We start from the raw sequence: 21,280 nt of genomic DNA on the forward strand, positions 1-21,280 counted from the left end.
TTCTGCCAGACATCGGAGCTTGAAGACGCATGCCGCAGACAAAACACGCAATAACCGACGTACAACCGCTGCTGCACGGCCATTTGCCGCAACTCGCTGCGCGTTCCCCGGACGCCCATAAAGGCCGGTTCGGCCACCTGCTGGTCATCGGTGGTGACCACGGCTTTGGCGGCGCAGCGCTGCTGAGTGCCGAAAGCGCCTTGCGCAGCGGCGCGGGCATGGTGTCCCTGGCTACTCGCCTGGAGCATGTGCCCGCGGCCCTGGCGCGACTGCCGGAAGTCATGACCGTCGGCGTCGCCTCGGCCAACCAACTGATGGGCCTGCTGGAAAAGATCTCGGTCATTGTGATCGGGCCTGGGCTCGGTGACGCGTCTTGGGGCAGAAGCCTGCTTTCGGTCGCCGCCAACGCCAGCCAGCCGCAGGTGTGGGACGCCGACGCCTTGAATCAACTCGCCACCGGCAGCGTCAGCTTGCCGGCCAACTGCGTGATCACACCGCATCCCGGGGAGGCGGCGCGGTTGTTGGGTCTGTCGACAGCCGAGGTTCAGGCCGATCGCCTTAAGGTGGCGCGCGCGTTGAGCCAGAAATTCAACGCAGTGGCTATTCTCAAGGGCGCAGGCAGTTTGATTGCCAGCCCGGACGGGCGTGTTTCACGCTGTGACCAAGGCCACCCGGCGATGGCCACGGCAGGGCTGGGCGACGTGTTGGCCGGTCTGGTGGGTGCACTGCTGGCCCAGGGCATGCCAGCCTATGAGGCAAGCTGCCTGGCCGTGTGGTTGCACGCAACGGCGGGAGATCGCCAGGGCACGTTCGGTCGCGGGTTGGCCGCCAGTGACCTGATCCCTGCCATTCGTCAATTGCTGGAGGAGCAGTCACCGTGTCTGAAGTAATTCTTTTCCTGGTCGATGAAGAGGCCATGGTTGCCTTCGGCCAGCGCATCGCCCAGGTCACGGCGGGAGCGGGGCTGATCTTTCTAGAAGGCGACCTGGGGGCGGGCAAGACCACGCTGTCCCGGGGGATCATTCGCGGGTTGGGCCACACGGGGGCGGTAAAAAGCCCGACGTTCACCCTGGTAGAGCCCTACGAAATCGGCGACGTGCGAGCGTTCCATTTCGACCTCTATCGCCTGGTCGATCCCGAAGAACTGGAATACATGGGTATCCGGGATTACTTCGACGAAGATGCGCTGTGCCTGATCGAGTGGCCAGATAAAGGCACAGGCTTTTTGCCAAAGCCCGACCTGACCATTACCATTACGCCGCATGAGCATGGACGTCAGTTGAAGTTGTTGCCCCAGAGCGTGCGCGGCCAGTCGTGGTGCGCGGCTTTGGCATTGGAATTCAAATAATTGGTGGGGTTAGGTATGCGCTTTCGCGCGTTGGTTGCTGTCGTGGGGGTGTTGCTTGCGGCAATGACTGTCAATGCTCTGGCTGCTTCACAGGTGAAGAGTGTTCGCCTGTGGCGAGCGCCGGATAACACGCGACTGGTGTTCGACCTGTCTGGCCCGGTCCAGCACAGCGTCTTTACCCTGACGGCGCCTGATCGTCTGGTGATCGACATCAACGGGGCGACCCTGGCCGCGCCGTTGAAAGTCTCCACCGCCAACACCCCGATTACCGCCATGCGCTCGGCCCAGCGTACGCCGACCGATTTGCGCGTGGTCATCGACCTGAAAAAGGTCGTGACCCCCAAAAGCTTCTCTCTGGCGCCCAACGCCCAGTACGGCAACCGGCTGGTGGTCGATCTGTTCGACAACGCCGCCGATGCCGCGCCGCCGCCTGCGCCGACCCCGAGCGTGGCAACGGTGCCGGCGGTGCCGGTGAACCCGTCGCAACCGCAGGTCAAGCTGCCACCGCCGCCACCGGCCCCGGCCGGCAAGCGTGACATTATCGTGGTGATTGACGCCGGTCACGGGGGGGAAGACCCGGGTGCTTCCGGCTCACGCGGCCAGCATGAGAAAGACGTGGTACTCGCCATCGCCCGCGAACTGCAGCGCCAGGTCAATGGCATGAAGGGCTACCGCGCCGAGCTGACGCGTACCGGCGACTACTTCATTCCGCTGCGCGGCCGTACCGAAATCGCCCGCAAGAAAGGCGCCGACCTGTTTGTGTCGATCCACGCCGACGCCGCGCCTTCGGCCGCCGCGTTTGGCGCCTCGGTGTTTGCCCTGTCGGATCGAGGTGCTACGTCCGAGACCGCCCGTTGGCTGGCCGACAGTGAAAACCGTTCCGACCTGATCGGCGGCGCCGGCAACGTGTCCCTCGATGACAAAGACAAAATGCTCGCCGGCGTACTGCTGGACCTGTCGATGACCGCTTCGCTGACGTCCAGCTTGAACGTGGGCCAGAAGGTCCTGAGCAACATCGGCCGGGTCACTTCGCTGCACAAGCAGCGTGTGGAACAGGCCGGGTTCATGGTGCTGAAATCGCCGGATATCCCCTCGATCCTGGTGGAAACCGGGTTTATCTCCAACTCCAACGAAGCCTCGAAGCTGGCAAGCGCCAGTCACCAGCAGGCGCTGGCGCGTTCGATCAGTGCCGGTATCCGCCAGTTCTTCCAGCAGAACCCGCCGCCGGGCACCTACATCGCCTGGCTGCGTGACTCGGGGAAAATCGCCCAGGGCCCGCGTGACCATCGCGTGCAGCCGGGTGACACCCTGGCCATGCTGGCGGTGCGTTTCCAGGTATCGGCCGCGACCTTGCGCAGCGCCAACAACCTGAAAACCGATGAATTGAAAGTCGGCCAGGTGTTGACTATCCCCGGCACTGAATTGGCGGCACAGTAATGAGCGAATCACTCCTGAACAGCGGATCGCGCATTGAGCTGCTGAGCCCGCGTCTTGCCAACCAAATTGCGGCAGGCGAGGTGGTCGAGCGCCCCGCATCGGTGATCAAGGAGCTGCTGGAAAACAGCATCGACTCCGGCGCCAAGCGCATCGACGTCGATGTGGAGCAGGGCGGCGTCAAGCTGTTGCGCGTGCGCGACGATGGCAGCGGTATTTCCGCCGATGACCTGCCGCTGGCTCTGGCGCGTCACGCCACCAGCAAGATTCGCGACCTGGAAGACCTTGAGCGGGTGATGAGCCTGGGCTTTCGCGGCGAGGCCCTGGCGTCCATCAGTTCCGTGGCGCGCCTGACCCTGACCTCCCGCACCCGCGGCGCCGAACAAGCCTGGCAAGTGGAAACCGAAGGCCGCGACATGGCACCTCGGGTGCAGCCGGCGGCGCATCCGGTCGGCACCTCGGTGGAAGTGCGCGACCTGTTCTTCAACACCCCGGCGCGACGTAAATTCCTCAAGGCCGAGAAAACCGAATTCGATCACCTGCAGGAAGTCATCAAGCGCTTGGCCCTGGCCCGCTTCGACGTGGCTTTCCACCTGCGCCATAACGGCAAGACCATCCTCAGCCTGCATGAAGCCAACGATGACGCTGCGCGTGCGCGCCGGGTGTCGGCGATTTGCGGCGCGGGTTTCCTGGAGCAGGCGCTGCCGATTGAAATCGAGCGCAATGGCTTGCGGTTGTGGGGCTGGGTCGGGTTGCCGACGTTCTCCCGCAGCCAGGCGGACTTGCAGTATTTCTTCGTGAACGGCCGAGCGGTGCGCGACAAGCTGGTGGCCCATGCGGTGCGCCAGGCGTATCGCGACGTGCTGTTCAATGGGCGTCACCCGACGTTTGTGCTGTTCTTTGAGGTCGACCCGTCGGTGGTGGACGTCAACGTGCACCCCACCAAGCACGAAGTGCGCTTCCGTGATGGACGCATGGTGCATGACTTCCTCTATGGCACCTTGCACCGCACCCTGGGGGATGTGCGTCCGGATGATCAGTTGTCCGCACCGATTGTGACGGCAGTGGTCCGGCCGAGTGGCCCGCAAGCCGGTGAGTTCGGCCCTCAAGGCGAAATGAGCCTGGCGGCAAACCTGCTGCAATCGCCACAGCAGCAACCTTCGTATACCGCGCCGAATGCCGGCTCCGGCTCGGGTTATCAGTACCAATACACCCCGCGCCCGCAATCGGCGGTGCCGGTGGCCGAAGCCCAGGCTGCGTATCGCGAGTTTTTTGCACCGCTGCCGGGGGCTGAGCCGGGGGCGCCGGTCGCCTTGCCGGAGGGCGGTGGTGATATTCCGCCGCTGGGTTACGCGTTGGCGCAGCTCAAGGGCATCTACATCCTGGCGGAGAACGCCCACGGCCTGGTGCTGGTGGACATGCACGCCGCCCACGAGCGGATCATGTACGAACGCCTCAAGATTGCCATGGCCAGCGAAGGCCTCAGTGGGCAGCCGCTGCTGGTGCCGGAATCCCTGGCAGTCAGCCAGCGTGAGGCCGACTGCGCCGAAGAGCACCACAGCGTGTTCCAGAAACTGGGCTTTGAATTGCAACGCCTTGGCCCGGAAACCCTGGCCATCCGCCAGATTCCCGCGCTGCTCAAGCAGGCCGAGGCTAACCGGCTGGTGGCTGACGTGCTGGCTGACCTGATGGAGTACGGCACCAGTGACCGCATCCAGGCGCACATCAACGAGCTGCTCGGCACCATGGCCTGCCACGGCGCCATCCGCGCCAACCGCCGCCTGGCCCTGCCGGAAATGAACGGCTTGCTGCGCGACATGGAAAACACCGAGCGCAGCGGGCAATGCAACCATGGCCGACCGACCTGGACCCAGATGGGCCTGGACGATCTGGACAAACTATTCCTGCGCGGCCGTTGATGAGTGCCTTGCCCCCCGCGATCTTCCTGATGGGCCCCACGGCCGCCGGCAAGACCGACCTGGCCATCGAGCTGACCAAGGTGTTGCCGTGCGAGCTGATCAGTGTCGACTCTGCCCTGGTTTACCGGGACATGGACATCGGCACCGCCAAGCCTTCGAAAGAGCTTCTGGCCCAGTATCCGCACCGGTTGATCGACATCATCGACCCGTCCGAGAGCTATTCGGCTGCAGATTTTCGTACCGATGCACTCGCCGCCATGGCCGACATCACCGCACGGGGCAATATCCCGCTGCTGGTGGGGGGGACGATGCTCTACTACAAGGCTTTGCAGGAAGGCCTGGCGGATATGCCCCCGGCCGACGCCCAGGTGCGCGCCGAGCTCGAAGAAGAAGCGGCACGCCTTGGCTGGCAAGCCCTGCACGACCAGTTGGCGGCAGTCGACCCGGTCTCCGCCGCACGCATTCACCCCAATGACCCCCAGCGCCTCACCCGCGCCCTGGAAGTCTGGCGTGTGAGCGGGCAGACCATGACTGAACACCGGCGCAAACAAAGTGCGCAAAGTGCTGACGCAGGCGCTTCGGGACAGTCACAATTGCCCTATACTGTGGCGAATCTGGCCATCGCTCCGGCAAATCGCCAGGTGCTGCATGAACGAATTGCACAAAGATTCACAATTATGTTGGAACAGGGGTTTGTGGACGAGGTCGTAGCTCTGCGTTCCAGAGGTGACCTGCATCCAGGGTTGCCTTCGATACGTGCCGTAGGCTACCGCCAAGTCTGGGATCATCTGGATGGCAAGCTGACGTCAGCCGAAATGCAGGAACGCGGCATCATTGCCACGCGCCAATTGGCGAAACGCCAGTTCACCTGGTTGCGCAGCTGGAGCGATTTGCACTGGCTGGACAGCCTGGACAGCGACAATCTGTCACGCGCCTTGAAATACTTGGGAACGGTCTCCATATTGAGCTGAGTCCTTGCAATTGCCGTCTATCCTTGGGGGTGTGACGGCCATAAGCTATCTATTTTCCGATTTTTTATTATTGATCCTTAAAGGAGTGCGGCACATGTCAAAAGGGCATTCGCTACAAGACCCTTACTTGAATACTTTACGTAAAGAGAAAGTGGGGGTTTCCATCTATCTGGTCAACGGTATCAAGCTGCAAGGTACGATCGAGTCGTTCGACCAGTTCGTGATCCTGCTGAAAAACACCGTCAGCCAGATGGTCTACAAGCACGCTATCTCGACAGTCGTTCCAGTTCGTCCAATCCGTCTGCCTAGCGCAGCGGGTGATGAACAGGGTGACGTTGAGGCAGGTAACGCCTGATAGGAGTCTCCTTTGTTCTTTGAGCGCCACGGTGGTGGTGAGCGAGTGATCCTCGTTCACTTGGATGGACAGGACCCTGAGGCGCGCGAAGATCCGCAGGAGTTTCAGGAGTTGGCAAATTCGGCCGGCGCCGAGACCGTTGCGTTTTTTAACGTGCCGCGTCATCGGCCAACCGCCAAATTCCTGATTGGCAGCGGCAAGGTCGAGGAACTGCGCGACCTGGTCCACGCCGAAGAAGCCGATCTGGTGATCTTCAACCACATCCTCACGCCCAGTCAGGAACGTAACCTCGAACGTGTCTTCGAGTGTCGCGTGATCGACCGTACCGGTCTGATTCTCGATATTTTCGCCCAGCGCGCCCGTACCCATGAAGGCAAGCTCCAGGTCGAACTGGCCCAGCTTGACCACATGAGCACCCGGCTGGTCCGCGGCTGGACTCACCTTGAGCGCCAGGGTGGCGGTATCGGTATGCGCGGCCCGGGTGAAACCCAGCTCGAAACCGACCGACGCCTGCTGCGGGTTCGCCTGCGCCAGATCAAGGGTCGCCTCGAGAAGGTGCGCAGCCAGCGCGAGCAATCGCGGCGTGGCCGTTCCCGTGCGGATATCCCGACCGTGTCCCTGGTGGGTTATACCAACGCCGGCAAATCCACACTGTTCAACAACGTGACGAAGTCGGACGTGTACGCGGCCGACCAACTGTTCGCCACCCTCGACCCGACCCTGCGCCGTCTGGATCTTGACGACCTGGGGCCGATTGTCCTGGCCGATACCGTGGGTTTCATTCGTCACTTGCCGCACAAGCTGGTCGAGGCATTTCGGTCTACGCTCGAAGAGTCGAGCAATTCCGACTTACTGTTGCACGTGATCGATGCGGCGGAACCGGATCGCATGTTGCAGATTGAACAGGTGATGCTGGTGCTGGGCGAGATTGGCGCCCAGGACTTGCCGATCCTCGAGGTCTATAACAAACTCGATTTGCTTGAGGGCGTTGAGCCACAAATCCAGCGCGATGAGAACGGCAAGCCCCAGCGGGTCTGGCTGTCGGCGCGTGATGGCAGCGGTCTCGAGTTGCTTGAACAAGCCATTGCCGAGTTGCTCGGCAGCGATTTGTTCGTTGGCACCTTGCGCTTGCCCCAGCGTTTTGCTCGACTGCGTGCACAGTTTTTCGAGTTGGGCGCGGTACAGAAAGAAGAACACGACGAAGAGGGTGTCAGCTTGCTGGCCGTTCGATTGCCGCGCTCGGAGCTGAATCGGCTGGTCAGCCGTGAAGGCGTGGTACCGACAGAGTTCATCGAACAACACACTTTGCAATAAAAGCCTCCTAAAGCGGTTGTGCCGCAGTGGCAGGCATTCTGTAGCATTGGTCGGCGCGCCGTGGGTGCGTCTTTGCTTTATCAGATGGAGAGCGCTATGGCTTGGAATGAGCCGGGTGGCAACTCGAATAATCAGGATCCCTGGGGTGGTAAACGCCGCAATAATGGCGACCGCAAGGGGCCACCAGATCTCGACGAGGCCTTCCGAAAGCTGCAGGAAAGCCTGAATGGGTTGTTCGGTGGTGGGAAAAAACGTGGTGGTGACGACGGCGGTCGCACAAGCAAGGGCGGTGGCTATGGCTTGCTGGGCTTGGGTCTTGTCGTGCTGGCGGCCGTTTGGCTGTACAGCGCCGTTTACGTGGTGGACGAGCAGGAGCAGGCCGTGGTGCTGCGCTTCGGCAAGTACTACGAAACCGTCGGACCGGGCTTGAACATCTATTTCCCGCCGATCGACAAGAAGTACATGGAGAACGTCACGCGTGAGCGTGCCTACACCAAGCAGGGCCAGATGCTGACCGAAGACGAGAACATCGTCGAAGTGCCGCTGACCGTGCAGTACAAGATCAGCAACCTGCAGGACTTCGTGCTGAACGTTGACCAGCCGGAAATCAGCCTGCAACACGCCACCGAAAGTGCCCTGCGCCACGTCGTCGGTTCGACCGCGATGGACCAGGTGCTGACCGAAGGGCGTGAATTGATGGCCAGCGAGATCAAGGAGCGCCTGCAACGGTTCCTCGACACCTACCGCACCGGTATCACCGTCACCCAGGTGAACGTACAGAGCGCAGCCGCACCGCGTGAAGTACAGGAAGCCTTCGACGACGTGATCCGCGCCCGTGAAGACGAGCAGCGTTCGCGCAACCAGGCTGAAACCTACGCCAACGGCGTCGTGCCGGAAGCCCGTGGTCAGGCCCAGCGCATCCTCGAGGATGCCAACGGTTACCGCGACGAAGTGGTCTCCCGCGCCAAGGGTGAGGCGGATCGCTTTACCAAGCTGGTTGCCGAGTACCGCAAGGCGCCGGAAGTCACGCGTGAGCGTCTGTACCTGGACACCATGCAGGAAGTCTTCAGCAACACCAGCAAGGTTCTCGTGACCGGCAGCAAGGGTGGGCAGAACAACCTGCTGTACCTGCCGCTGGACAAGATGATCGAAGGTGGTCGTAGCAGCACCAGCGCACCGTCCACCGGTTCCAATGCCGCTGCCAACGAAGCGAGCGCCCGTGCGGCCGCCGACTTGCTGCAACAGCAAACACGTACCAGGGAGAGTCGTTGATGAGCAATAAATCGCTGACCGCCCTGATTGTGGGCGTCGTCGTGGTCATCGCTGCCTGGAACTGCTTCTACATCGTGGCTCAGACCGAGCGTGCGGTGCTGCTGCAATTCGGTCGCGTGGTCCAGGCGGATGTCCAGCCGGGCCTGCATGTGAAAGTCCCCTACGTCAACCAGGTGCGCAAGTTCGACGCCCGCCTGATGACCCTGGATGCACCGACACAGCGCTTCCTGACCCTGGAAAAGAAAGCCGTGATGGTTGACGCCTACGCCAAGTGGCGCGTCAAGGATGCCGAGCGCTTCTACACCGCGACCTCCGGCCTCAAGCAGATTGCCGACGAGCGCTTGTCGCGTCGTCTGGAATCGGGCCTGCGTGACCAGTTTGGTAAGCGCACCCTGCACGAGGTGGTATCCGGTGAGCGTGACGCGCTGATGGCTGACATCACCCGTTCGCTGAACACCATGGCGGAAAAAGAGCTGGGCATCGAAGTGGTCGATGTCCGGGTCAAGGCTATCGACCTGCCGAAGGAAGTGAACCGCAGCGTGTTCGAGCGCATGAGCACCGAGCGTGAACGTGAAGCCCGTGAGCACCGCGCCAAGGGTAACGAGTTGGCCGAAGGTATCCGTGCAGATGCCGACCGTCAGCGTCGTGTACTGCTGGCTGAAGCCTATCGCGAGTCTGAAGAGGCCCGTGGTGATGGCGACGCTCAAGCCGCGGCGATCTACGCCAAGGCCTACGGGCAGGACCAGGAGTTCTACGCGTTCTACCGTAGCCTGCGTGCCTACCGTGAAAGCTTCGCGAACAAAACCGACGTCATGGTGCTGGACCCAAGTAGCGATTTCTTCCGCTACCTGGAAAAGGCCAAGTAATCAGCTCGTCACTGTGTAGGAAGCACTCCGTCGGGCGGCTAAAACGCCAGGCGGGGTGATCCTTTCAGAAAACGGGTGTATGATGCGGCAGCCGGGAAATTCCCGGCTTTTTTGCGTCTGCATGTTTGATTCGGCAGGCGTGACAGGTTTTTCGAGGAAAGTGCCCGACGAGGCCGATTGCAGGCCGTTCGTCACGTCGCTCTTGCGCGTGGTTTATGCAGGGGGCGGGTGTTTTCTGCTTCACTCAAGGCTCGGCCGAGGGCTGGCCGCCCGGATCAAAGGGGAATGGCGTAATGGCAACGGTAGACCGCTGGCTGCTGCCAGATGGCATCGAAGAAGTACTGCCACCAGAAGCTGCGCGCATTGAAGTAGCGCGCCGCCAGGTGTTGGATCTGTTCCAGAGCTGGGGTTACGAGTTTGTCGTGACCCCCCATATCGAGTACCTGGAATCCCTGCTGACCGGCGCGGGCCAGGACCTGGATCTGCGCACCTTCAAGGTCATCGACCCGCAGTCGGGCCGTCAGATGGGCTTCCGTGCCGATATCACGCCGCAAGTGGCGCGCATCGATGCGCACACCCTGCGCCGAGAAGGCCCGAGCCGCCTGTGTTACGCCGGTAGCGTGCTGCATGCTCAGCCACGTGCGTTGTCGTCGTCCCGCAGCCCGATCCAGTTGGGCGCCGAGTTGTACGGCGATGCCAGCCCAAGCAGCGACGTTGAAGTAATCAGCTTGATGCTGGCCATGCTGCAATTGGCCGACGTACCGGATGTCCACATGGACCTGGGTCACGTAGGTATCTACCGTGGCCTGGCCCGTGCGGCCGGTTTGTCTGGTGAAGTTGAACAACAGCTGTTCGATGCCCTGCAACGCAAGGCTATCGATGAAGTCATCGCCTTGACCGCTGGCGTGCCTGCCGATCTGGCCGACATGCTGCGCGCACTGGTCAACCTGTGTGGCGGCCGTGAAGTGCTGGTGGCAGCCCGTGAGCGCCTGGCCAATGCGCCGGCGCCGGTACTGGCGGCACTGGATGACGTGCTGGCAATTGCCGAGCAGCTATCGGCGCGTTTCCCGGAGCTGCCGCTGTACTTTGATCTGGGTGAGTTGCGCGGTTACCACTACCACACCGGTGTGGTGTTCGCCGTATTTGTACCGGGCGTTGGCCAGGCCATCGCCCAAGGCGGTCGTTATGACGATATCGGCGCTGACTTCGGTCGTGCGCGTCCGGCCACTGGTTTTTCCACCGATTTGAAAACCCTGGTGACCCTGGGGCGTGCTGAGGTCGAGCTGCCGTCTGGTGGCATCTGGATGCCCGACAGTACGGACGCAGCACTCTGGCAGCAGGTTTGCCAGTTGCGCAGTGAGGGTCAGCGTGTTGTCCAGGCCTTGCCTGGTCAGCCATTGGCCGCCGCCCGTGAAGCGGACTGCGACCGGCAATTGATTCTGCAGAACGGGCTTTGGCAAGTATCGCCACTGGCTTCTTGAGTTTTCCTGCCGGCCATCGCCGGCACCAAGTTTGCGCGAATGAGGACAAGTGTTATGGGTAAGAATGTCGTAGTCCTGGGCACCCAATGGGGTGATGAGGGCAAAGGCAAGATCGTTGATCTGCTGACCGAACATGCTGCCGCCGTAGTGCGCTACCAAGGTGGCCACAACGCTGGCCACACCCTGGTCATCGATGGCGAAAAAACTGTCTTGCACCTGATCCCGTCGGGCGTATTGCGCGAAGGCGTGCAGTGCCTGATCGGCAACGGTGTAGTAGTTGCACCGGATGCCCTGCTGCGTGAGATCACCAAGCTGGAAGAAAAAGGCGTACCGGTGCGCGAGCGCCTGCGTATCAGCCCGTCCTGCCCGCTGATCCTGTCCTTCCACGTTGCGCTGGACCAGGCCCGTGAAAAAGCCCGTGGCGAGCTGAAGATCGGCACCACCGGTCGCGGCATCGGCCCGGCCTACGAAGACAAGGTCGCACGTCGTGGCCTGCGTGTGGGCGACCTGCTCAACATGCCACGCTTCGAAGACAAGCTGCGTGAACTGGTGGATTACCACAACTTCATGCTGGTCGGTTACTACAAAGAGCCGGCCATCGAGTTCGAAAAGACCCTGGCCGAGTGCAAGGAATACGCTGAGCTGCTCAAGCCGCTGATGCTGGACGTGACCGCCGAGCTGCACGACCTGCGTCGCGCCGGCAAGGACATCATGTTCGAAGGCGCCCAAGGCTCCCTGCTGGACATCGACCACGGCACTTACCCGTACGTGACCAGCTCCAACACCACCGCGGGTGGCGTGGCGACCGGTTCGGGCGTGGGCCCGATGTTCCTGGACTACATCCTGGGCATCACCAAGGCCTACACTACCCGTGTCGGTTCGGGTCCGTTCCCGACTGAGCTGTTCGACGAAGTCGGCGCTCACTTGGCCAAGCAAGGTCACGAGTTTGGTGCGACCACCGGCCGTGCCCGTCGTTGCGGCTGGTTTGACGCCGTTATCCTGCGTCGCGCTATCGACGTGAACAGCATTTCGGGCATCTGCCTGACCAAGCTGGATGTGCTCGACGGTCTGGAAACCATCAATATCTGCACTGGTTATAAAGATGCGGAAGGTAAAGATGTCGCCCCGACTGACGCTGACAGCTACGTAGGCCTGCAGCCTGTGTACGAAGAAGTGCCGGGCTGGACCGAATCGACCGTGGGCGCCAAGACCCTGGAAGAGCTGCCGGCGAATGCCCGTGCGTACATCAAGCGTGTTGAAGCGCTGATTGGCGCGCCGATCGACATTATTTCGACGGGGCCGGACCGCAACGAAACCATCGTTCTGCGTCATCCGTTCGCTTAATAAGCTGTTGATGTAAAAAGCAAAGGGTTCCTTCGGGAGCCCTTTGTCGTTTCTGTCGCCCGAGCGGCACGACCCTTGCTTTGGTTCTTTCTTTCGCGGTGCTATCAAATTAATGGCACCCGTGATGGAGGGATTCCCGATGTCTGCCGTTCTCTCATTGTTACAAAGCCGTCTGTTGCGGCCGGTGTTCGTTACCCTAGGTATCGCTCTTTTGGTGCAAGTACTGGTGGCGGTCGCCCTGACGCGAAGCACGGTCACTGCACTGGAGGCTGATCTGGGCAATCGCCTGGGTGTCGACAGCCAGAAGCTGTCCGGCGAATTGGCCCAGGCTGGCAAGGAAGTCACGTCCAGTCTCGATAGCTTGTCGACAAGCACTCGCCAACGTCTGACCGCTGGGCTCTCGGCTCGCCTGCAGGAAGAGCAGAAGCAACTGCGTGCAACCCTGGAAAAAGACCTGAAAGACTCCGCCAATGACATGGCACAGCTGCTCGCCTCAGTGGCGCCCCGCGCCATGTGGGACAGTGACGTGCCGACGTTGTCGGAGTTCGCCCGACGCGCCCAGCGCAATCCCAACGTGCTGTTTGTGGTGTATGACGACGCGGCAGGTGAGCACCTGACTCGCTACCTGAACCGTGAAAACCCGATCAACCAGGCGTTGTTGGAAAAGGGCAAGGGTGATCGTGCCCTGGATAAAGTGCTGGATGCGGCCAAGGATGATCCTTCTGTGTTCTACGTGGAAGCGTCCATCAGCCCGAATGGTGTAGAGATCGGCAAGGTGCGCATGGGGGTTTCGACAGCTGCGGTTGAAGCTGACTTGCAAGCGCTCGACAAGCGTTTCGCGGCGCTGATCGCCAGTGGTGATCAACTGGTCGGCGACAGCCTCAAGGGCGCAGCGGCCGACAGTGCTGCGGCCATGGGCGCCCGTCTGCAATCTGCGCAAGCCACAGCCACCCAAATGACGGCCAACACCACCAGCGCCGTCCAGGACGCTGCCGGCACCCTGCGCTGGCGCATTGGCATGGGGCTCGCGCTGGTCGGTCTTGGCGTATTGCTGTTGATCGCTGTTGTGCTGGGTCGTCGCGTGGTCAACCGCTTGAAGCTGTTGATCGCGGCCATGGATGATCTGGCGGCGGGCGAGGGCGACCTCACCAAGCGCGTACAAATCAGCAGCAAGGACGAAATCGGCGACATGGCCTCGGCGGTCAATCGCTTTGTGGATAAGTTGCAGCCCATCGTGCGTGAGGCGGGGGATGTAGCCCAGCGAACGGGTGTGGAAATCGGCGCCATGACCTTGCGCAACGCCGGTGCCGATGCGGCCGCGGGCTTGCAGCGTGATGAAGTGGCTGAAAGTCTGCGTGCGCTGTCGCAGATGGCAGATGAAGCTCAGGCTGAAAGCCACGCCATGCAGGCGGCGTTGCAACAGGTGGTGGATATTCGTCAGGCCACGGACGAGAACTCGCGCACCTCGGCTGAAGTCGGCAGTTTGATCGAGGCACTGGCGGGGCAGGTGCAGGCAGGTTCCACGGTTATCGAGCGCCTGGCCCAGCAAAGCGAGCAGATCGAGGTGGTGCTGACCGTGATTCACGGTATTGCCGAGCAAACCAACCTGCTGGCACTCAACGCGGCGATTGAGGCGGCACGTGCCGGTGAAACCGGGCGCGGCTTCGCGGTGGTGGCGGATGAGGTGCGCGCACTGGCGAGCAAGACCCAAAGCTCCACCGGCGATATCCAGGCGCATATCGTGGCGTTGCAGCAGGGCGCGCGGGAGGCGGTGGAAACCATCGGCAAGGCTGGGCGCCAGGCCAACGAAGGCTTGTTGGTGCTGCGTGACAGCGTGCGTTTGCAGCAGACGGTGCAGGCCTCGGTGGAGCAGGTACATGCCGCGATTGGTTTGGCAACACGTGCAGCCGAGCATCAGGCCCAGGGCGCCCATGCGGTGCGTGGTCGGGTGGAGGTAATCCATGCCCAGGCCGAGCGTGCCGCGCAGGCGGTGGTGGAGACCACCGCCAGTGGCAAGGTGCTGGATGGGTTGGCGGCGCAGTTGAAGGCGAGCCTGGGGCAGTTCAGGGCGTAGTGTTGCCTATACCTGCCTCATCGGGGGCAAGCCCCCTCCCACATTTGTCAGCATTCCATAGCTGGAACTCGGTCAACTGTGGGAGGGGGCTTGCCCCCGATGGCGGTCTCAACGGCTCAGATACATCCGCGTCGTGAGCAGATAAACCGGCAACCCCGACACCACTATCAACAACGCCGCATAAGGTGCCGCCGCCGCAAATTCCACATTCGAAGTGTGCGCCCACACCGCCGTCGCCAAAGTATTCAAGCCGGTCGGGCTGAGCAGCAGCGTCGCCGTCAATTCCTTCATCGCATCCAGGAACACCAGCGCAAATGCTGCGCCAAGGGCCGGGAAGATAATCGGCAGCGTCACCCGACAAAATGCACTGAACGACGAAGCGCCCAGCGTGCGTGCAGCTTCTTCAAGCTGTGGCGCCGCCTTGTTCAGTGCCGTGCGAATCGGTGCCTGGGCCAGTGGCAGAAACAGTAGCGCATAGGCAATCAGCAACAGTGCCGAGGTCTGGTACAGCGCCGGCACGTAATGCAGGGCGAAATACACCAGGCTCAGTGCGATCACCAGGCCGGGCAAGGCGTGCAGCAGGTAGGGCAGGCGCTCGGCCCAGATCGCCAGCTGACCTTTGTAGCGCACTACCAGAAGTCCCACCGGCACCGCCAGTACCAGGCAAAGCGCGGCGCCGCCGAGAGACAGCGCCAGGGAGGACAGCAACGCCTCACTGATCTCGGCCAGCGGAAATGCAGCCGACGAACCCGCCGCCAGCCAATAACCGAGCATTCCCAGGGGAATGCCGCTACCGATGATCGCCAACGCCAGGCAATACACCTGGCCCAATGGCGCCCACTTACCCAATCGCACCAGCTCCGCATGTCGCGCTGCGCCCTGGCCAATGCGCACGTGCCGGCCCTTGCCACGCACGCGCAGCTCCAGCCGCAGCAGCGTCAGGCACATCACCAGCAGCACGGCGGACAGCATCGCAGCATTCGCATTGCTGAATTCCAGCTCGAACTGCTGGTAGATCGCGGTGGTGAAGGTCTGCAACCCAATGATCGACAGCGCACCGAACTCCACCAGCATATGCAGCGCGATCAGCAATGCCCCCGCCAGCAGCGAGGGCCACAGCAGCGGCAAGGTGACGCGAAAAAAGATGCTCCAGCGATTCAGTCCCAGGGTGCGGGCCGACTCTTCCAGTGCGGGATCAAGATTGCGCAGCGTCGCCGCCACCGGCAAGAACACCAGCGGATATTTGGACAGGCTCATCACCAGGATGGCGCCACCGAGCCCTTCGAAACTGGCGCTCAGCGACACCCAGGTAAAGCTGCTGACAAACGCCGGTACCGCAAACGGCAGGCACAGGATCACGCCCCAGATACGTCGCCCCGGCAGGTTGCTGCGCTCCAGCAGCCAGGCGAGGGACAGGCCGATCACTGCGCAGCCCGCCGTCACGCCCACCATCAGCGCCAGGGTGTTGCGCAGCAACCCAAACACATAAGGTCGCCACAGCAGATGCACCGCTTCCGCCCAGCCCGCTTGCCAGGCCTTGGTGCCGACGTACGCCAGCGGCAACAGGCTCAAGCCAACCAGAAACAGCACCGGCAGCAACAGCCAGATCGACGGACGTTTGCGCCTTGGGCTGAGCCCTGTGCGCAGGGCGGGTAGCGATGGGTTCATCAGTTCAAGCCAACGTCACGTTCCAGGTCCAGGGCTTCTTCGGCGTTGCCCAGGTCGGCCGGGGTGACTTTCGGCGGTTGCAGTTCGCTGAAAGGCTTGAGGCCGCGATTGGATTCCATACCCTTGCGCAGCGGGTATTCGGCCGAGGTGTTGGTGATCACGCGCTGGCCTTCTTCACTGGCCATGAACGCCAACAGTTGCTGGGCTTCCTTGGGGTGCTTGCTGGATTTCAGCGCGGCGGCGGAAGACACGGTGATCAAGCCGCCGGCGTCGCCATTGGTGAAGTAGTGCAGTTGGGAATCCAGATTGGTCTTTTCTTTCTTCAGGGCGAACCAGTAGTAGTTGTTCACCAGAACAGTGGCCACTTCGCCGTTTTCGACGGCTTTCAGCGCAACCATGTTGTTGCTGTACACCTTGCCGAAGGCGCGCAGGCCGGTCAGCCATTCTTCAGCCGCTTCGCGACCGTGCAGCTTGATGATCGCCACGGCTTGTTCCTGGAACGCGCCGCTGGTTGGCACGAAGCCGACTTTGCCTTGCCACTCGGGGCCGGCAAAGTCGAGTACCGATTCGGGAAGGTCTTTTTCAGCAATCAGCTTCGGGTTGAAAGCCACAACGCGGGTGCGCGCGGTCACGCCCATCCAGTCGCCATTGGCGCCAACATAATCCTTGGGCAATACGTCGAGGGTGCTGGCGTCGATCCTGGCCAGCAGGCCTTGCTCGCCGAGTTTGTTCAGCGGAGGCGATTCTTCGGTGTAGATCACATCGGCGGGCGAGCGGTCGCCTTCTTCGACGACTTGGCTGGCCAACTGGTTGCTGCTTCCTTTGCGCACGTTGACGTGGATGCCGGTCTTGGCTTCGAAGGCCTTGGCGAGTTCATCGCCGACTTCTTTGTGCTGGCCGTTGTACAGGGTCAGGGAGACCTTGTCGGCGGAATAGGCGGTGGGCGAGAGCAAGGTCAGGCCGAGCAGGGTGAGGGTCAGGCCACGCAGAAGGGATGTCTTGAGACGGGTATCGCGGATGGTCATCCGAAGTTTTCCTCGCTTGTGTGCAACAAATCATTGCAAGGATAAACGATAAAGTTTCTCAGGTGCGGACGCAGGCGGAAATCGGCTGGGAAGTTTTCAAACCCCGGAAACGAAAAAACCCGCTTTCGCGGGTTTGATCTGAATTTGGTGCCCAGGAGAAGACTCGAACTTCCACGACCTTGCGATCACCAGCACCTGAAGCTGGCGTGTCTACCAATTTCACCACCTGGGCATTATCAACAACGCCTGCGCTGTTGATGGAGCGAACTATACGGAGGGCTTTTTGATCTGTAAACCCCTGATTCAAAAAAATAAATCAAGTTTTCCGTTAAAAATCAGAGCCTTGAAACGAAAAAACCCGCTTTCGCGGGTTTGATCTGAATTTGGTGCCCAGGAGAAGACTCGAACTTCCACGACCGTAAGGTCACCAGCACCTGAAGCTGGCGTGTCTACCAATTTCACCACCTGGGCATTATCAAACAACGTTGCCGTCGTCGATGGCGCGCACTATACGGAGGGGATTTTAAGCTGTAAACCCCCGCCACGAAAAAAGCCTGGAAAATTTCGCCAGTGGTCGTGCAAGGTGCCTGTTGCGGGCTGCAAAGGGCTTTAAAAGGCTTGTTGACGTCTGAAATTTCCCGTTTCAATACGCGTATGCCAAACTAACCCGCATATAGACAAGGTGAAAACTCTCTAATGGCCGATTGGCAGTCCCTCGATCCCGAGGCCGCTCGTGAAGCGGAAAAATATGAAAACCCTATTCCTAGCCGCGAACTGATCCTGGCGCACCTCGCCGATCGGGGCTCGCCTGCTAGCCGCGAGCAGTTGGTTGAAGAATTCGGTCTGACCACCGAAGACCAGCTCGAAGCCCTGCGCCGCCGCCTGCGCGCCATGGAGCGCGACGCACAATTGATCTACACCCGCCGTGGCACTTACGCGCCAGTGGACAAGCTCGACCTGATCCTCGGCCGCATCGCCGGCCATCGTGATGGCTTCGGCTTCCTGATCCCGGACGACGGCAGCGATGACCTGTTCATGAGCCCGGCGCAAATGCGCCTGGTGTTCGATGGCGACCGTGCCCTGGCGCGTGTTTCCGGCCTGGACCGTCGCGGTCGCCGTGAAGGCGTGATCGTCGAAGTGGTGTCCCGTGGTCACGAGACCATCGTCGGTCGCTACTTCGAAGAAGGCGGCATTGGTTTTGTGGTGCCCGATAACCCCAAGGTGCAGCAGGAAGTGCTGATCACCCCGGGCCGCAATGCGAATGCCAAGGTTGGCCAGTTTGTCGAGGTGAAGATCACCCACTGGCCGACCCCTCGCTTCCAGCCGCAGGGTGATGTGATTGAAGTGGTCGGCAACTACATGGCGCCGGGCATGGAAATCGATGTCGCGCTGCGTACCTACGATATTCCTCACGTCTGGCCTGAAGCCGTCGTGAAGGAGGCGCGCAAGCTCAAGCCGGAAGTCGAAGAGAAGGACAAAGAGAAGCGCATCGATCTGCGCCATCTGCCGTTCGTCACCATCGACGGTGAAGACGCCCGCGACTTCGACGATGCGGTCTACTGCGAAGCCAAGCCGGGCAAGCTGCGTCTGTTCTCCGGCGGCTGGAAGTTGTATGTGGCGATTGCCGACGTCTCCAGCTACGTGAAGATCGGTTCGGCCCTGGACAACGAAGCCCAGGTGCGTGGCAACTCGGTGTACTTCCCCGAGCGCGTGATTCCGATGCTGCCGGAAGAGTTGTCCAACGGGCTGTGCTCGCTGAACCCGAAAGTCGACCGTTTGGCCATGGTGTGCGAGATGACTATCTCGAAAACCGGCGAAATGACCGATTACCAGTTCTATGAAGCGGTGATCCACTCCCAGGCGCGCCTGACCTACAACAAGGTCAGCACCATCCTGGAACAGCCGAAAACCAGCGAAGCCAAAGCATTGCGCGGTGAGTACGGCCATGTCGTGCCGCATCTCAAGCAGCTCTATGCGCTGTACAAGGTGTTGCTGGGCGCACGTCACACCCGAGGCGCGATCGATTTTGAAACCCAGGAAACCCGGATTGTCTTCGGTTCCGAGCGCAAGATCGCTGCGATCACCCCGACCACCCGTAACGATGCGCACAAGCTGATCGAGGAATGCATGCTGGCGGCCAACGTGGCCACCGCTGAGTTCCTGAAAAAGCACGAGATCCCTGCGTTGTACCGGGTGCACGACGGCCCGCCGCCGGAGCGTCTGGAAAAGCTGCGCGCGTTCCTCGGCGAACTCGGCCTGTCCCTGCACAAAGGCAAGGACGGCCCGACGCCGAAGGATTACCAGGCTCTGCTGGCCAGCATCAAGGACCGCCCGGATTACCACGTGATCCAGACCGTCATGCTGCGCTCCCTGAGCCAGGCGGTGTACAGCGCGGATAACCAGGGCCACTTCGGCCTGAACTACGAGGCGTACACCCACTTCACTTCGCCGATCCGCCGTTACCCGGACCTGCTCACGCACCGTGCGATCCGCAGCGTGATCCATTCCAAGATGAACACCCCGCACGTCAAGCGCGCCGGTGCCATGACCATTCCGAAGGCGCGGATCTATCCGTACGACGAAGCGGCCCTGGAACAGCTGGGCGAGCAGTGTTCCATGAGCGAACGCCGCGCCGACGAAGCCACCCGCGACGTGGTGAACTGGCTCAAGTGCGAGTTCATGAAGGATCGCGTAGGCGAATCGTTCCCGGGTGTGATTACCGCCGTGACCGGCTTCGGTCTGTTTGTGGAACTGACCGATATCTACGTCGAAGGCCTGGTGCACGTCACCGCCTTGCCGGGCGACTACTACCACTTCGACCCTGTGCATCACCGCCTGGCTGGCGAGCGCACCGGTCGCAGCTTCCGCCTTGGCGATACCGTTGAAGTGCAGGTCATGCGCGTCGATCTCGACGAGCGCAAGATCGACTTCGGCATGTCCGATAAGCCAGCCGAATCGCCGGGCAGTCGTAAAAAGCGTGGTAGCGAACCGACCAGCAAAGGCAAGGCCGCGCCTGCCAAAGCAGCGACCGTCGAGCCTGCGCCAGCCAAGGCCGGTCGTCGTTCGTCGACCAAGGAAAAGGCCCCCGAAGCCTACCGCCCAAGCGATGCAGCGGCGAAAAACGCCGAACTGCGCAAGAGCCGTGAGTTGAAGCAGCAGTTGCTCAATGAAGCCAAAAGCGGTGGTAAAGCGGCGTCTGGGGGAAAGTCCCACGGGGCGGAAAAGCCGTCGAGCAAGCCCAGTAAACACCGTAAAGGCCCGCCAAAAGCGGGTTCGGCTCCCGCGAAGAGCGGCGGGTCGCGCAAACCTAAGGCCAAGTCATGAGTCTGGAAAAAATCTACGGCGTCCACGCCGTAGAAGCACTGCTGCGTCACCATCCCAAGCGCGTCAAGCAAGTCTGGCTGGCGGAAGGGCGCAGCGAGCCGCGCGTACAAGCGCTGGTTGAATTGGCCACGCAAAACAAGGTTGCCATCGGCCAGGCCGAGCGTCGTGAAATGGACGTATGGGTAGAGGGTGTTCACCAGGGCGTGGTGGCGGATGTCAGCCCGAGCCAGGTCTGGGGCGAGGCGATGCTCGACGAGCTGCTCGATCGCACCGAAGGTGCGCCGTTGCTGCTGGTACTGGACGGCGTGACCGACCCGCACAACCTCGGCGCCTGCCTGCGCTCGGCGGACGCTGCCGGTGCGCTGGCGGTAATCGTGCCTAAAGACAAATCGGCGACGCTGACGCCGGTGGTGCGTAAAGTCGCGTGTGGCGCAGCCGAAGTGATTCCGCTGGTGGCCGTGACCAACCTGGCGCGCACCCTGGAGAAGCTCCAGCAGCGCGGCCTGTGGGTGGTGGGTACGGCGGGAGAGGCCGAGGTCAGCATTTATGACCAGGACCTCACCGGCCCGACCATCCTGATCATGGGCGCCGAAGGCAGAGGTATGCGCCGCCTGACCCGCGAGCATTGTGATTACCTGGTGCACCTGCCGATGGCCGGTAGTGTCAGCAGCCTCAACGTGTCGGTCGCCACCGGCGTCTGCCTGTTCGAAGCCCAGCGCCAGCGTGGCGCAAAGGCCAAGGCCAAAACGAAGAAGTGATCAAAATGTGGGAGGGGGCTTACTCCCGATAGTGGTGTGTCGGTTGCAGATGATGTGGCTGATCCTCCGTAATCGGGGGCAAGCCCCCTCCCACAGTGTTTTTGGGGTGTCTGGAAGATTGTTCAAA

Annotated in this window: 16 protein-coding genes and 2 tRNA genes; 14 read left to right on the top strand and 4 right to left on the bottom strand. The window is 61.4% G+C overall.

All coding sequences use genetic code 11. The annotated features are described in order from the left end of the window. Positions 1-29 precede the first annotated feature (29 nt). The 12 genes from AC3WP7_RS09060 (at position 30) to AC3WP7_RS09115 (ending at position 14,378) form a co-directional block, all read left to right on the top strand. Positions 30-890 carry an NAD(P)H-hydrate dehydratase gene (locus AC3WP7_RS09060; protein WP_092246616.1) on the top strand — a complete coding sequence of 287 codons (861 nt, stop codon included), beginning with the start codon at positions 30-32 and terminating at the stop codon, positions 888-890. Then, complete coding sequence (gene tsaE / locus AC3WP7_RS09065) at positions 878-1,348, top strand: tRNA (adenosine(37)-N6)-threonylcarbamoyltransferase complex ATPase subunit type 1 TsaE (protein WP_071491680.1); 471 nt, start codon at positions 878-880, stop codon at positions 1,346-1,348. Before AC3WP7_RS09060 ends, tsaE begins: the two co-directional genes overlap by 13 nt. A gap of 15 nt (positions 1,349-1,363) precedes the next feature. Next, complete coding sequence (locus tag AC3WP7_RS09070; protein WP_025857370.1) at positions 1,364-2,785, top strand: N-acetylmuramoyl-L-alanine amidase; 1,422 nt, start codon at positions 1,364-1,366, stop codon at positions 2,783-2,785. Then, on the top strand, positions 2,785-4,701 hold the full coding sequence (mutL, locus tag AC3WP7_RS09075; protein WP_102591540.1) for a DNA mismatch repair endonuclease MutL: 1,917 nt from the start codon (positions 2,785-2,787) through the stop codon (positions 4,699-4,701). Before AC3WP7_RS09070 ends, mutL begins: the two co-directional genes overlap by 1 nt. Beyond that, positions 4,701-5,672 (top strand): tRNA (adenosine(37)-N6)-dimethylallyltransferase MiaA, encoded by a 972-nt coding sequence (gene miaA / locus AC3WP7_RS09080; RefSeq protein ID WP_071491678.1) that lies wholly within the window; start codon positions 4,701-4,703, stop codon positions 5,670-5,672. Before mutL ends, miaA begins: the two co-directional genes overlap by 1 nt. A gap of 94 nt (positions 5,673-5,766) precedes the next feature. After that, complete coding sequence (gene hfq, locus AC3WP7_RS09085; protein ID WP_058423463.1) at positions 5,767-6,027, top strand: RNA chaperone Hfq; 261 nt, start codon at positions 5,767-5,769, stop codon at positions 6,025-6,027. Between the two features lie 12 nt (positions 6,028-6,039). Further along, positions 6,040-7,341 carry a ribosome rescue GTPase HflX gene (gene hflX, locus AC3WP7_RS09090; protein ID WP_071491677.1) on the top strand — a complete coding sequence of 434 codons (1,302 nt, stop codon included), beginning with the start codon at positions 6,040-6,042 and terminating at the stop codon, positions 7,339-7,341. Between the two features lie 96 nt (positions 7,342-7,437). Beyond that, positions 7,438-8,613: an FtsH protease activity modulator HflK gene (gene hflK / locus AC3WP7_RS09095; protein ID WP_028615515.1), complete on the top strand. Its 1,176-nt coding sequence runs from the start codon at positions 7,438-7,440 to the stop codon at positions 8,611-8,613. Beyond that, positions 8,613-9,479 (top strand): protease modulator HflC, encoded by an 867-nt coding sequence (gene hflC, locus AC3WP7_RS09100; RefSeq protein ID WP_025857365.1) that lies wholly within the window; start codon positions 8,613-8,615, stop codon positions 9,477-9,479. Before hflK ends, hflC begins: the two co-directional genes overlap by 1 nt. A gap of 293 nt (positions 9,480-9,772) precedes the next feature. Next, the gene (locus AC3WP7_RS09105; RefSeq protein ID WP_016972601.1) at positions 9,773-10,960 is read left to right on the top strand and encodes an ATP phosphoribosyltransferase regulatory subunit; all 1,188 of its coding nucleotides are present in this window, start codon (positions 9,773-9,775) and stop codon (positions 10,958-10,960) included. Between the two features lie 54 nt (positions 10,961-11,014). Continuing rightward, positions 11,015-12,304, top strand: coding sequence for an adenylosuccinate synthase (locus tag AC3WP7_RS09110; RefSeq protein WP_071491676.1), 1,290 nt, complete (start codon positions 11,015-11,017; stop codon positions 12,302-12,304). A 139-nt stretch (positions 12,305-12,443) separates the two neighbouring features. Next, positions 12,444-14,378, top strand: coding sequence for a methyl-accepting chemotaxis protein (locus tag AC3WP7_RS09115; protein ID WP_071491675.1), 1,935 nt, complete (start codon positions 12,444-12,446; stop codon positions 14,376-14,378). A 108-nt stretch (positions 14,379-14,486) separates the two neighbouring features. On the opposite strand, the gene AC3WP7_RS09120 is transcribed toward AC3WP7_RS09115, so the two are convergent. The 4 genes from AC3WP7_RS09120 to AC3WP7_RS09135 all read right to left on the bottom strand — a co-directional run bounded on the left by AC3WP7_RS09120 (position 14,487) and on the right by AC3WP7_RS09135 (position 17,542). Further along, on the bottom strand, positions 14,487-16,046 hold the full coding sequence (locus AC3WP7_RS09120; protein ID WP_102591541.1) for an ABC transporter permease: 1,560 nt from the start codon (positions 16,044-16,046) through the stop codon (positions 14,487-14,489). Next, positions 16,046-17,071: an extracellular solute-binding protein gene (locus AC3WP7_RS09125; RefSeq protein WP_071491673.1), complete on the bottom strand. Its 1,026-nt coding sequence runs from the start codon at positions 17,069-17,071 to the stop codon at positions 16,046-16,048. Before AC3WP7_RS09125 ends, AC3WP7_RS09120 begins: the two co-directional genes overlap by 1 nt. 145 nt (positions 17,072-17,216) lie before the next feature. Next, a tRNA-Leu gene (locus AC3WP7_RS09130) sits at positions 17,217-17,303 on the bottom strand. A 152-nt stretch (positions 17,304-17,455) separates the two neighbouring features. Beyond that, positions 17,456-17,542, bottom strand: a tRNA-Leu gene (locus AC3WP7_RS09135). Between the two features lie 225 nt (positions 17,543-17,767). Here AC3WP7_RS09135 and rnr point away from each other — a divergent pair. Both rnr and rlmB read left to right on the top strand, forming a co-directional pair. After that, a complete protein-coding gene (rnr, locus tag AC3WP7_RS09140) occupies positions 17,768-20,395 on the top strand; it encodes a ribonuclease R (protein WP_071491670.1) in 2,628 nt (875 codons plus the stop codon). Further along, a complete protein-coding gene (gene rlmB / locus AC3WP7_RS09145) occupies positions 20,392-21,153 on the top strand; it encodes a 23S rRNA (guanosine(2251)-2'-O)-methyltransferase RlmB (RefSeq protein ID WP_102591542.1) in 762 nt (253 codons plus the stop codon). Before rnr ends, rlmB begins: the two co-directional genes overlap by 4 nt. Positions 21,154-21,280: the final 127 nt, after the last annotated feature.

This window comes from Pseudomonas sp. FW305-3-2-15-C-LB1 (assembly GCF_058787615.1).

Excerpts from the sequence above, each read along its gene's own strand:
- AC3WP7_RS09060 (WP_092246616.1), top strand. The coding sequence starts at position 30 with ATGCCGCAGACAAAACACGCAATAACCGACGTACAACCGCTGCTGCAC.
- AC3WP7_RS09070 (WP_025857370.1), top strand. The coding sequence starts at position 1,364 with ATGCGCTTTCGCGCGTTGGTTGCTGTCGTGGGGGTGTTGCTTGCGGCA.
- mutL (WP_102591540.1), top strand. The coding sequence starts at position 2,785 with ATGAGCGAATCACTCCTGAACAGCGGATCGCGCATTGAGCTGCTGAGC.
- miaA (WP_071491678.1), top strand. The coding sequence starts at position 4,701 with ATGAGTGCCTTGCCCCCCGCGATCTTCCTGATGGGCCCCACGGCCGCC.
- hfq (WP_058423463.1), top strand. The coding sequence starts at position 5,767 with ATGTCAAAAGGGCATTCGCTACAAGACCCTTACTTGAATACTTTACGT.
- hflK (WP_028615515.1), top strand. The coding sequence starts at position 7,438 with ATGGCTTGGAATGAGCCGGGTGGCAACTCGAATAATCAGGATCCCTGG.
- hflC (WP_025857365.1), top strand. The coding sequence starts at position 8,613 with ATGAGCAATAAATCGCTGACCGCCCTGATTGTGGGCGTCGTCGTGGTC.
- AC3WP7_RS09105 (WP_016972601.1), top strand. The coding sequence starts at position 9,773 with ATGGCAACGGTAGACCGCTGGCTGCTGCCAGATGGCATCGAAGAAGTA.
- AC3WP7_RS09110 (WP_071491676.1), top strand. The coding sequence starts at position 11,015 with ATGGGTAAGAATGTCGTAGTCCTGGGCACCCAATGGGGTGATGAGGGC.
- AC3WP7_RS09115 (WP_071491675.1), top strand. The coding sequence starts at position 12,444 with ATGTCTGCCGTTCTCTCATTGTTACAAAGCCGTCTGTTGCGGCCGGTG.
- AC3WP7_RS09120 (WP_102591541.1), bottom strand. The coding sequence starts at position 16,046 with ATGAACCCATCGCTACCCGCCCTGCGCACAGGGCTCAGCCCAAGGCGC.
- AC3WP7_RS09125 (WP_071491673.1), bottom strand. The coding sequence starts at position 17,071 with ATGACCATCCGCGATACCCGTCTCAAGACATCCCTTCTGCGTGGCCTG.
- rnr (WP_071491670.1), top strand. The coding sequence starts at position 17,768 with ATGGCCGATTGGCAGTCCCTCGATCCCGAGGCCGCTCGTGAAGCGGAA.
- rlmB (WP_102591542.1), top strand. The coding sequence starts at position 20,392 with ATGAGTCTGGAAAAAATCTACGGCGTCCACGCCGTAGAAGCACTGCTG.